Source organism: Desulfomonile tiedjei (genome assembly GCA_016212925.1).
Lineage (GTDB): Bacteria > Desulfobacterota > Desulfomonilia > Desulfomonilales > Desulfomonilaceae > JACRDF01.
The window spans coordinates 131464-143541 of the sequence record JACRDF010000015.1 but is presented as its reverse complement, the minus strand read 5'-3'; the positions used below and the strand labels follow the sequence as shown (position 1 = coordinate 143541).

General features: G+C 54.9%; 11 protein-coding genes. 1 reads left to right on the top strand and 10 read right to left on the bottom strand.

What is annotated here, in order from left to right; translation table 11 throughout:
* The 10 genes from HY913_08050 to HY913_08005 form a co-directional block, all read right to left on the bottom strand.
* Positions 1-891, bottom strand: a complete 891-nt coding sequence (locus HY913_08050) for a branched-chain amino acid ABC transporter permease (GenBank protein ID MBI4963213.1) — start codon at positions 889-891, stop codon at positions 1-3.
* Positions 892-1039: 148 nt separating this feature from the next.
* A complete protein-coding gene (locus HY913_08045) occupies positions 1040-1828 on the bottom strand; it encodes an ABC transporter ATP-binding protein (GenBank protein MBI4963212.1) in 789 nt (262 codons plus the stop codon).
* 66 nt (positions 1829-1894) lie between these two features.
* Complete coding sequence (locus HY913_08040) at positions 1895-3841, bottom strand: AMP-binding protein (protein ID MBI4963211.1); 1947 nt, start codon at positions 3839-3841, stop codon at positions 1895-1897.
* A gap of 837 nt (positions 3842-4678) precedes the next feature.
* Entirely contained in the window at positions 4679-4972 is a 294-nt protein-coding gene (locus HY913_08035; protein MBI4963210.1) for a type II toxin-antitoxin system RelE/ParE family toxin, read from the bottom strand.
* The gene (locus tag HY913_08030) at positions 4969-5196 is read right to left on the bottom strand and encodes an addiction module protein (protein MBI4963209.1); all 228 of its coding nucleotides are present in this window, start codon (positions 5194-5196) and stop codon (positions 4969-4971) included. Before HY913_08030 ends, HY913_08035 begins: the two co-directional genes overlap by 4 nt.
* A 362-nt stretch (positions 5197-5558) precedes the next feature.
* Positions 5559-7016, bottom strand: coding sequence for a 4-hydroxyphenylacetate 3-hydroxylase (locus tag HY913_08025; protein MBI4963208.1), 1458 nt, complete (start codon positions 7014-7016; stop codon positions 5559-5561).
* A gap of 32 nt (positions 7017-7048) precedes the next feature.
* Entirely contained in the window at positions 7049-8053 is a 1005-nt protein-coding gene (locus HY913_08020; protein ID MBI4963207.1) for an electron transfer flavoprotein subunit alpha/FixB family protein, read from the bottom strand.
* Positions 8054-8062: 9 nt separating this feature from the next.
* Complete coding sequence (locus tag HY913_08015) at positions 8063-8857, bottom strand: electron transfer flavoprotein subunit beta/FixA family protein (protein ID MBI4963206.1); 795 nt, start codon at positions 8855-8857, stop codon at positions 8063-8065.
* 348 nt (positions 8858-9205) lie between these two features.
* The gene (locus HY913_08010) at positions 9206-10348 is read right to left on the bottom strand and encodes an acyl-CoA dehydrogenase family protein (GenBank protein MBI4963205.1); all 1143 of its coding nucleotides are present in this window, start codon (positions 10346-10348) and stop codon (positions 9206-9208) included.
* A gap of 56 nt (positions 10349-10404) precedes the next feature.
* A complete protein-coding gene (locus HY913_08005) occupies positions 10405-10995 on the bottom strand; it encodes a TetR/AcrR family transcriptional regulator (protein MBI4963204.1) in 591 nt (196 codons plus the stop codon).
* Between the two features lie 458 nt (positions 10996-11453).
* Between HY913_08005 and HY913_08000 the strand changes: the two genes are divergently transcribed.
* Positions 11454-12005: a cysteine hydrolase gene (locus HY913_08000; GenBank protein ID MBI4963203.1), complete on the top strand. Its 552-nt coding sequence runs from the start codon at positions 11454-11456 to the stop codon at positions 12003-12005.
* The last annotated feature ends 73 nt before the right edge of the window (positions 12006-12078 follow it).

Below are 12078 nucleotides of genomic sequence, written 5' to 3'. Positions count from 1 at the left end.
TCAGACCCTTTCGATGATCTCTCGGCCGAACAGGCCGTACGGGCGAACTCCCAGTACAATCAAGGCTAGGAGATAGGGGAAGAAATTCTTGATGCCTCCTCCCACCATGGGACCGAGGAGGCCTTCGGCCAAGTTTTCGGTAGCGCCTATGATCAACCCGCCTATAATGGCGCCCGGAATGGAATCAATTCCTCCCAGGATGAGGACCGGCAAAGCCTTCAGCGCTAAGAGCGCCAGGCTCGCCTGAACCCCGACCCTGGTTCCCCACAACGCCCCTGCAACAATGGCAACTATCCCGGCTATCGCCCAGGTGATGCCCCACGCTTTTCTCAGCGGAATCCCCACGGAAAGCGCTGCTTCATGATCGTCGGATACGGCTCGAAGGGCCCGGCCGGTCTTGGTCTTTTGGAAAAACCACACAAGAACCACAACCAAGACTCCGGCCACGATTGCGCCGAGAATATCCAGAGAGCTGACAAAAATGCCTGCGATCTCGTACGTCTCATCAGCCACACCGAGGTTCAGGCCTCGCGGCTGGGTGCCCCAGACTCCCTGAGCCAGGCCCTGAAGAAAGAAGGCTATTCCAATTGTGGCCATAAACAGCACAAGGGGAGGCCTGGCAACCAGCGGCTTGAGCACGATCCGCTCAATCGCCATCGCCAGAGCCACCATCACACCGATGATGATGATAACTCCCACCCAGAGAGGCAACTTGACCGAGAGCGCAGCCAGACCCAGTGCCGCAAGAAACGTCATGTCTCCTTGAGCAAAATTGAAGACTCCCGAGGCCTTATAGATGAGCACGAAGCCCAACGCGACCAGTGAGTACATCAGACCTACGAGGAGGCCGCTTATGGTCAATTCCAAGGCAAAAAACGCCGTATCCCACATCGGTGATTCCTCTCGGTTTTGGCTCACCGGGCTTTCACGCTTCGGCGTGGTGCGCCAGGTGAGGATGAAGGGGAGAGCATCTCCCTTTCCAAGACTCGTCTATTGTGATACCAGGCGGTCGATCTGTCCCGGCGAACGGCTGCCCTCTTCACTTCTTTCCATGAGCCCCAAGGTAGGCTTTGATCACTTCCGGGTTGTCACGGATCTCGCCCGGTGTGCCTTCGGCAATCTTCCTACCGTAATCCAGCACCACGATCCTGTCTGAAATGTCCATTACCACGCCCATGTCGTGCTCTATCAAAGCTATGGTGATCCCTCTTTCCTCATTCGCATCCAGGATAAATCGAGCGATGTCTTCTTTTTCTTCCAGGTTCATCCCGGCCATGGGCTCATCGAGCAGGAGCAGCTTGGGTTTGGCTGCCAGCGCCCTGCCGAGTTCGACCCTTTTTTGCAACCCGTACGGAAGCATTCCGGCAGGTGTCTTGCGTATGGCCTCAATTTCCAGAAAGTCGATGATGTCTTCTACTGCTTCCCGGTTGCTGATCTCTTCTTTTTGGCCCCAACGCCAATAACAACCCGAAGCGAACAGGCCGGAACGCATGAGGAGGTGCCGGCCTACCAGGAGGTTGTCCAGCGTGGTCATTCCCTTGAAAAGGGCCACATTCTGGAATGTCCTGGCAATTCCCAAGGCGGCTACATGGTGCGGAGACATTGAGGTCCGCTCCTCGCCCTCGAAGAACACCTCCCCGGGAGACGGATGGTACACTCCGCTGATCACGTTGATCAGAGTAGTCTTTCCCGCTCCGTTGGGTCCGATTATGGCAAGTATTTCTCCGGGGTTGATTTCAAGGCTGACGCTGATCAAGGCGTGAAGAACCCCGAAGCTTACGTAGGCGTTGCCGACTTTGAGCATCGGGCTCTGGATGCCGTCAGGCATGCTCGTATCTCTCCTTCTTCGCAGCTCCGGAAAGACCGCTCGACCGTTTCGTCTTGCGGCCGCCGGTCAATTCTTGATTTCTACTTCGCGGATGACCAAATTGGCTCGAATGGTAGCTTGGCGGCCGTCTTCATAAGTAATGACCGCCTCCACGTTTACTCGGTCCTGGTTCGAGTACAGCGCATTTATGAGTTTCTCGTATTTTTGGGCAATAAAGCGCCGTCTGATCTTACGGGTGCGGGTAATTTCCGCGTCATCCGGATCCAACTCTTTGTGGAGGATCAGGAAGCGCTTGATCTGAGCACCACGGAGTTGCTCCTCTTCGAAAAGGAGGCCGTTGACTTTCTTCACTTCCTCGTAGATCAGATCGTAGATTTCCGGTTTTTGGCTCAGGTCTGTGTAAGAGGTGAAGCCGATACCTCTGCGTTCGGCCCAGTTGCCCACCGTTTCTGCGTCGATGTTGATCATTGCGGCGACGTAGTCTTTGTCCTGGCCCAGAGTGACCGCCTCCTTGACAAACTGGCTGAATTTAAGCTTGTTCTCGATGTATTGAGGAGCGAAAATGGTGCCCGTAGCCATGACGCTAACGTCCTTGGCCCGGTCGATGATCTTGAGGTGCCCGTCCTTGTCGATGATGCCCGCGTCCCCGGTATGCAGCCATCCCTGGTCCAAGGCTTCGGCAGTGGCCTCAGGATTCTTGTAGTAACCCTGGAAAACGCCGGGGCTCTTGATCATGACCTCCCCCTGATCGCTTACCCGTATTTCCACACCCACGCAGGGTTTGCCCACTGTATCGAGCTTGACATCACTATCCGGCTGGTACGTGCACATTGCCGAAGTCTCGGTGAGCCCGTAAATCTGTTTGAGGTTCACCCCTATGGCCCGAAAGAAACGGAATACCTCCGGACCGATCGCGGCGCCGGCGGTGTATGCAAAACGTATTTTGGCGAGGCCAAGATTATCCCGTAGCGGGCTGGTAGCCACCACTTTCCCGACCGCACGCAGCACCTTGAGATGTAGGGGAACAGGCTTCTTTGCACTCTCCAGCTTAACCGCCTCAATGCCTACGTTCAGGAAATAGTCATACGCTTTGCGGATCGGCCACCAGGCGTCGTCCATTTTCACCTGGACCATGGAGAGAATGTTTTCCCAAATACGAGGCGGACATACCAAAAGGGTGGGACCGATTTCCCGCATGTCCCGCATGACTGTCGAAGGGTCCTCCGGACAGTTGACCGTAAAGCCTGTGTTGAGGAACATGGCGATCGACAGCACCCCATCCCCGATCCACGCCATGGGCAGATAGGCCATGATCTGATCCGTGGGGCGGTGGTCTTCCATGGAAGAAAGGGAACGAGCATTGGTGATGAGGTTGGCGTGGCTCAGCACGACACCCTTGGGATTTCCTGTGGTTCCCGAGGTGTACGCAATGAGTGCAATATCGTCCGGTTGGACTTTTTCGATTTCCCGGTCCACGTAGCCCGGGTTTTGCTTGTCGAACTCGACGCCCAGTTCCTGGACTTGGGTGAAGGCTTTAATATGCGTATGATCGTAATGCCGCATCCCTTTGGGGTCGTCGTAGATGATAATCTCGATGGCCGGCACTCGTTCCTTGAGAGCCAGCATCTTGTCCACCTGTTCCTGGTCTTCGGCGACTATTATGCGGGCATTCGAGTGTTCAATAATGTACTGAAGTTCTTTTTCAATGGCATCCTGGTACATGGGGACCGGTATGCCCCCAAGACACATGGTCGCCACCTGGGCCCAGTAGAGCTGGGGACGGTTATCACCGATGACTCCGAGCGTGTCACCGCGCTTGAACCCCAGGGCAGCCAGGCCCGCAGCAAACGTCCTGACCTGTCTCCAATATTCTTCCCACGTGTAAGACTGCCAGATGCCTAAGTCTTTCTCACGAATGGCAACTCTGCCGGCTTCTTTCCGGGTCTGCCGACTTAGCAGCAGTTTGGGCAGAGTGTTGCCCCTGGCGTCTTCCCTGACATTGTCCAGCGTCATGGGTTGACTCCCCGCGCGATGTCGCATGAGAGAAACTGCGTTTGAATGCGCGGCCGAAAGGGTTCAGCGCGCCGAGCTTAGTTGTTACCAGTTACCGGTTAGAGGACAAACAGCACTATGATCCACACCCGGTTGTCTTGGTCGAGCTATTCGCTTCCCAGGATACCGGCAGAGAAAGCATCGTCACCGTTTGATAGGAGAAGGGTTTTCATCCCTGTAATTCCCGATGGCTAAGACAATAACAGGTTTGAACGTTTAACAGGTCAGATTAGACGGTTTGAAAAAGAATGAACGGAGAATTTACGCCACACGGATCTATGATATCATGAAATGTTGAACAGACACTAAGTCTTCCTTGGGCTTGAGACCGACCGGTCGGTCTCCACTGCACACTACTCAACTTCCCGCCCTCGTGTCAAGCATTTTTGCGTACGGGCCGTAACCGTTCAGTTTCTAGCAGGAAAACTATCATTGCGCGCGAACCTAAGCAATTCCAGCCCTTATAGTATTTCTCTAAAGCTCTTTCCGAAGAGCGCATACCCGTCGTCCCAGCGAAAGCCTGGCCCCCCTTCCTTCTGGATTCCGGTTTCCGCCCGAATGACGCAAGCACACAAATTATTTTCTGGAATCGCTTTAAGCGCTGAGATTGGCTCGGGCTGAGGCCCTCGCAACGACAAAGTGACGCTCCAAGTAACTGAAGGGTTGCTGTGCACACAATGGGCTCAAGTTGGCTCTTGGCCCATGTTTAGCTATCAAGAGATATTAGCAGCCTCATAAATGGGCCTTTTTGTGGGTGACTCCATCCCGTGCCCCCTGTTCATTGCATGCGCATGTCTCCTAAACCCTTCTCTTACGCCAATAATCCGGTTTCCGGTTGAGCTGCATGACAGCTATGACGATTATTTCGTCACCTTTGAACTGATAAACCAGCCCATATGGGAAGCGATTTAGAAGGCATCTCCGGGTGTTCGGGGAGAGAGATGTCCAGGCAAGTGGGTATTGACAGATATTTTGTACCGCAGCATAAACCGCCCTTGCGAATTCCAGACCGAGACCTTCTTCACATCCATCGTAATAATCAACCGCTTCGTTAAGTTCAGCTTCTGCATCCGGGTGGAAACGGTACTTCATTTCTTGAGCCGATTATGTAGCTTCCGGAATACCTCGTCTCCCGGGACGGTCTTCACTTCTCCTTTGTCTATTTCAGTGACTCTCCGTTCTGCCTCGATAGCCCACAGCTCGTCTATGTCTTTGTTACAAGGATTGAGGCTTTCAAGAAGCCTTTCTACAAGCTGAAGGCGAATTTCGACAGGGAGGGCGACCGCTTCGGATATGAACTCGTCTTTAGAAATCATGGGATTACCTCTGACATCAAGCATTCATAAATTATTATATACTCAGGTTCGGGATAGGTGAGAACTTCTTGCAAAAGAAATGCGGGCATTCTCTTTCTTGGGTTCGCTAGGACTAGATTAGTGGTGTCCAGTCTGCTCTCAGCTCATGCAGAGCTATCGAGCGCTCGCATCAGCCTCTTAGTTGTGCGCGTAGGCTGCGGTGACCGACGGGAACCGCATCGTTGGCTTTCTATTCCGCAAGCGATGCGGTTCGCGCAGCTCACCGCATCCTACTTAGGGTCCATTCCCGCAGGTTCGTCTAGTCGGCGGCCATAGGCCGCCCTACAAATGCCAAACCACCACAGAGACCACGCCAGGCTGTGCTACTTCGCCGGTTCAGGGATCTCTTCTTCAATCCCCGCCAAGCTCTTGGCATAGCCTGCGTACTCTTCCAACGGGCTGGAACCGAAAACCACCATCCTTGCTCCGTCGGGCGAGCCGCCTCCGTGCATACATCCGGGCACCCCCGCGCCGATGGTCAGCCATTCGATCAATCGCGCTGCACGGGCTCTGCTTTCGGCTGAACCTGCGCCGGCCTTGATGTATTTCTGAATAAGATGGCCGTATTCGGGGCTTGTGAGGTCCTGGTATGACGGGAAACAACCGGTCTCAACGATCCCGCCGCCGATTTCCTGGCAAAGTCTCTTGGTTTCATAAGGCAGAGTCGCCACGAGGATCTTGTTCGCGTGGCCGGTGAGACTGTCCGCGAGCCAGACCCCTGACGGGTGCTTCTTGCCCAAGGCTATGGCGCCGATGCCCGTAGCAAAGGTGGCCTCGTTGTTGAGTTCCATGATGACCAGTTTGTCCCTGAACGCCTTGGCGCTAAGACCATTCGTGCGAGCGATCAGCGCCGCAGCCCCCACCATCACGTCGCCTTGTCCCGCCACACAGGCCCCGATGCACGAGCGGTACGTTGCTGTAAACCGGGTCAGGATCGGAGCCGTGTACTGGTATTCACCGGCCAGAAAAACTCGCTCGTTGGGTACGAAAACATCTTCGAATATGAGATAGGCCTGCGTGATTCCCGTCTGAGTCGGAACGTCGAACCCTTCTTCCAATTCCCGGCTATCACTGGGACGCCTGGTTTCAACAATAGTGAGACCGTCGATGTCTTTGGGGATAACGCCGACAAAGGCGAAATCCTTGTCCCCTTCTCCGTACCCGCTGCCGGGTAAGAGGAATATCTCGTCCGACGCGGCCACCCCGCAGATCATGAGCTTGGCCCCACGGATTACTACGCCGTCCTTCTTCCGTTCAACGATGCGGACATTCGAATCCAGGTCTACTTGCTGGTGTGGTTTCAGCTTGCGGTTGCCTTTAGCATCGGTCAGAGCCCCGGCCACGACCAGGCCTTTCTCCTGGAACCCCTGGCCCCATTGTTTCAGCCGAGCGTGGTAATCGGTGCCCAGGGCCTCGTCCATCTCACTGGTCACTGACCACATTACGTTCAGGCCGTTCCAGCCCACGCAAAGGCCACCTGTGCACGTGCCCGTAAGGTGGTACATCTTCCGCTTGAATTTGGAGTTGCACATCATCTCTTCGGGCGACGTCATGAGCGCGGAATTCCGGTGAATGGTCTCGCCGGTCAGGGTCGATTTTGTCGTAAAAATCTCGGCCAATTTCGGATCATGGGCCGCGTCGATGCCCCGGGCGTGACTCTCCACAACGCGCATGGTGGCGGGATGAGTGGTGACGTCCTCAATGAGTTGACCGAACTTGTGGACATTGGGTCTCATCTGCTTCAAGGCTGACAAATACTGCTCTCTTGTTCTCAGGGCCATGTTGGACCTCCGTGGTTTGAAGGGTATAGGGGTTATTGTGCTGAGGAATAGGACTTTATTTTCTCTATCAGGGCCGGAACGATCTCCTTGAAATCGCCCACCAGGGCCAAGTGACAGTGGTCGAATATCGCCGCGTTGGGGTCTCCGTTGATAGCCACTATCAGTTCCGGGTCCTTAAGACCTACAAGGTGATGCATATGGCCGGAAATCCCGACACCGATGTACAGCCTGGGGCGAATCGTCCGTCCACTCTGGCCGATCATCTGCTTTTCTTCGGCCCAGCCTTCGTCCACCGGGGGGCGCGTGGCCCCGACTGCCGCGTTCAAGACCAAAGCCAGTTCTTCAATATAACGCCAATCGGCCTTCGTGCCTACCCCCCACCCGCCGGCCACGACCACTTCGGCTGTCTCAAGGCCGCCCTTTGGTGCTTCTTCTCGCTTTACTTCCACGGTGCGATACGTTATGTCCGCAGGTTCGATCAGAGTTTCGACGGAGATTTTGCGGCCCCGGGCCTCCGTGGCATCAGGGAGGCTGAATACCCCCGGCATCACCGTTGCCACCTGGGGACGAGTCCGGGGGCAGCTAACCCGCGCCATGACATTTCCGCCCCATCCTGGCACGACAGAAAGCAATTCGCCTTCAGCGGTGAGGTGCAGATCGATGCAGTGAGCCGACAGGCCTGTGCGCAGGCGCGCGGCCAACCGCGGGGCCAGATCGGTTCCCATAGCTGTGGCCCCCAAGAGCAAAATCTCGGGCTGCCATGCACTGACAGCCTGCTCCAAGACCTTGACATAAGCCTGATTGCAGTAATCGGTCAGCAGCGGATTGTCGGCCACGAGAACTTCGTCCACGCCGTAAGAGAGCACCTGGTCGGACAGTGAGGCCAATGAACTGCCAACGAGCACACCGGCAACTTTCGAGCCAATGGACAGCCCCAATTCAGCAGCTTTGCCCAGGATTTCAAGTCCCACTTCCGCCATTCGTCCTTGGCGCTGCTCGATAAATACCCAAATCTTGCTTTCGATGATTTCTGTCACGTTGGCACCCTAGCAGAATCCTGAGCGATGGAGTCGATCAGCCAGTTCAGCGGCTTGTTCACGAGGCCCGCCCTGTAAAATTTCCGCCCTGCCTTTCTTCTCCGGAACAAAGAGGTCCACCATGCAGGTCGGTGATCCGTTCAAGCCAAGCCAGGGCTCTTTTAGTTCCAGATCGCTGGACGACCAGATTTGCGTTTCTTTCTTTTCCGCTTCCAGGATATTCATCAGGGTCACGTATCGCGGTTCGTTTATTTCCTTGAGCACTGAAAGCACCATTGGAGGCTTGATCTCCACCACGACGTAGCCGTGTTCAATGTGAGAACGCACTAACCACGATGCTGCCGGAGTGACATCGACAGCCGTGACGTGCATGAGATTAGGCACATCTAGAAACTCGGCCACTTGGGCGCTGACCTGAGCGGTACCGCCGTCTATGGTCTGGTCGCCGCAGACCACCAGGTCGAATTGTCCCAATTTCTCGATGCCCGCTGAGAGGACGTAAGCAGTGGCCAAGGTGTCGCCGCCGGCAAAGGCCATATCGGAAAGCAGAATCGCTCGGTCAGCGCCCATAGCCAGCGCTTCATTGAGCACGGAGATCGCATCGGGCGGAGCCATACTGACGACCAACACTTCGCCGCCGTGCTCGTCACGTAAGCTCAGGGCAAGCTCCAGAGCATTCCTGTCAAGAGGATTGATTGTGCCCGGAATGCCTTTGCGAACCAGGGTCTTGGTCTTGGGATCCAATGCCAGACGGTTCCAGTGCTTGGAATCGGGAACCGGTTTGATACAGACAATCGTACGCATTTCTCTCCATCGGCCTTATTTAGTTCGACTTAGAAAGTCACGTGCTGTGCATGTGGTCAGAGTCGCTTGGCTCAGCCGTCAGGTTCCTTGAAGCCTTCGCACAGACTCGGGACCGCACGCCGTCACCCCGGCCAAAGCCGGGGTCCATCCCGCGTTCCTCGCGGGACTGGATTCCGGCCTTCGCCGGAATGACGCTAGCAGCTACTACTTTTTCAGGAGCAAACGTCTGAATGCCATGACCTTGCCACTTCGGGCGGCCGGCATCAAAGCCACGTGCTCTATACGTGAATCCTTACTTTGGGGAGAGGCCCGGCCTTGGAGGCCGGGTCCACAAACAAGCTATGATCGTTAACTGAACGTAGAGAGCGCCTGGCGGGCCAGCACCACTCTAGCTATCTCCGCGGTTCCGCCCGCGGGAATTGTCACCAGCGCGTCTCGGAGCAGCCTCTGGACCGGATATTCCTTCATGATGCCGTAGCTGCCGTGGATCTCGATGGCTTTGCGGGCCGATCTTGCAGCGGCCTCGCACGCGAATTGCTTAGCCAGGGCTGATTCGGCAGCGCAGTCGATCTTCTGATCGAGCATCCAGCCCACACGGTAGGTGAGTAACCGGGCAATCTCCAGGTCCGAATAGATCTCGGCCAACGGCCACTGAATGCCTTGCAGCTTGCTGATCGGTTTCCCGTACAGACTGCGCTCATTGGAAAACTTCACCGCTTGCTCCACAACCGCATTCAAGATGCCCAGGCCCACAGAAGCCATTCCAGGCCTGCCGCACTCGACGATGTCCTGAATCGCGACCATCATGCCCTGGCCTTCGCTCCCGATGAGATTTTCCTTGGGCACTTCGCAATTGTGAAACGAGAGTTCGCCGGTATTTGCTCCCCTCAGGCCCACTTTTTGCTCTTTGCGACCGGCCTTGGCCCCAGGAAAGCTCGGTTCCACAACAAAGGCGGACAAACCCTTTCCGCCTTCTCCGGTTCGGGCAATCACGACCCAGATGTCCGAGTGATGAGAATTGGTTATGAAGCATTTTCTGCCGTTCAGGATGTACTTGTCTCCATCCAGAGCGGCTGTGGTCTGAATTCCGGCAACATCCGACCCGCCGGATGGCTCCGTGACGGCCACCACCCCCATGGTCTCCCCTTTGCACAGCCGGGGTAGATATTTCTGTTTCTGGCTGTCGTTGCCCCATCTGTTGAACACATGGGTACACATGTGGTGAACCTGGAGCGCCATTGGGATGGCCGGACAAACACGCCCCAGTTCTTCAAGAACAATGATCCGCGCCAGATGGCCCAAACCTGTGCCACCATACTCCGCGGGAGTAATCACACCGAGAATCCCCATCTTCCCCATGCTCGCGAGCAAGTCTACGGGGAAGTCCCCGGTCTCCTCCATTGCCTCCATCCGAGGAGGGATCTCCTTCTCAGCATATTCTCGTATGCTTTTTCGTAGAAGCTCTTCCCTCTCCGAGAACTTGAAATCCATAAGAATCCCCCTTCCTGAGTATAAAAGACGAATCCGCCTGTTGAAGTCCTTCAAATCTATCGGGTGTCAACCAGGGCATCCAAATACTGGATCAACGGAGCGACGGATTTTCCCAGTTCTTCAGAAGACTTGTCCATGCCGTAGAGGACCGAAGCCCCCAAAAGCCCGAGGAACAAAACTCGGCTCACTGCTTCGGTGTTGACGTCTGCTCTCAGTTCCCCTGATGCCTTTGCCTGTTCCAGGAGTCGATTCATCATCGAGAGCACTCTGGAAAAGCCTTCGGAAATTTCTCTGGCAAAATCGGGCCGTTGATCATCGAGTTCAACCAAAAGAGTCACAAAAACGCAACCGCCGGGAATGTTCTCGGAATCCTTGAGGTATAAATCCCGAAAGTTCTCGAGAAATTTCCGTAATTTCATGCAAGGGCTGCTCGTCTGTTCCAGTCCGTCGAGCACTCTGCTACGCCATATCTTCCGCGCCTCGCTCAAGACCGTCATGAAAAGTTGGTCTTTGCTTTTGAAGTGGTTGTAGAATCCGCCTTTGGACGCATGGGTCTGGGCCAGTATGTCTTCGATAGAGGTGTTGGAGTAGCCCTTCAGCGAGAACAGCTTGAGTGTTTCGTGAATTATTTTCTCTCTGAGATCCAAATTGGTGCTCCCGTAAGACCGACCGGTCGGTCTGCCTTCGCCTAAGCGTACCGATGCTCCTCACCGGTGTCAAGTTTTTTTCTGGGTGTTCAAGTAATCATTAAGTTACGCGAGGGAATTTGCCATTCTGTGTCATTGCTAGGACTGAAATCCCGCGTTCCGCGGGAAAGCGATCTCTGAATTTGAGCGCTGAGATTGCTTCGCTGCCGTCGCAATGACAGTCTTTGCCGCCGGTAACTGAATGGTAACGCAGGCCACGCGATAAATCTGTTTACAGCGGACCATGATCCGTTGTAATAACCCTGCTAGACCTCAGTTCTTTTTTTCGGAATCACACCTCCAACAAGATTCGCGGAGCCGTCTCATGCCTAGCCCCTTTACAGTCCCGGCATGCGGCGATTCCATCATCAAAACCTTAACTGCCCTGCGGATTATTCCTGGAAAGGAGTGGTTCTGTGATGAAAAGTGCTCTGCTTCTTATCGACATTCAGAATGACTATTTCCCCGGCGGGAAGATGGAATTGGAACAGAGCCTTGAAGCGAGTCGCGCTGCTCAAAGAGTCTTGGCTCATTTCCGAACGAAAGAACTCCCCTTGATTCACATCCAACACGTTTCCCCTCGCCCGGGTGCATCATTTTTCCTGCCCGGCACCCCAGGGGTGGAGATTCACGAAAGTGTGACGCCCTTGAAGGGCGAAACCGTGTTTCAAAAAAACTACCCGAACGCATTTCGAGAAACCGCGTTGTTAGAGCACCTGAGGAAACAGGAAGTAAGTCGATTGGTGGTCTGCGGGATGATGACCCACATGTGTGTGGATTCTACTGTAAGGGCCGCTTTCGATCTGGGCTTTCAATGTTTGGTGCTGAGCGACGCTTGCGCTACCAGAAGTCTTGCCTATGGCGGCGTCGAGGTGTCGGCTCCACGAGTCGGGGCGGCATTCATTGCCGCTATGGGCTCGATGTTCGGGAAGATCGCCACCGTGGATGACTTCCTATCCCAATCTGATTAGAGCGATTGTCAAAGGTTTTGTCCGCTCGGCCAAATAATCCTCTGTCTTAACGGCGGATTTGGCTAGGGATTTT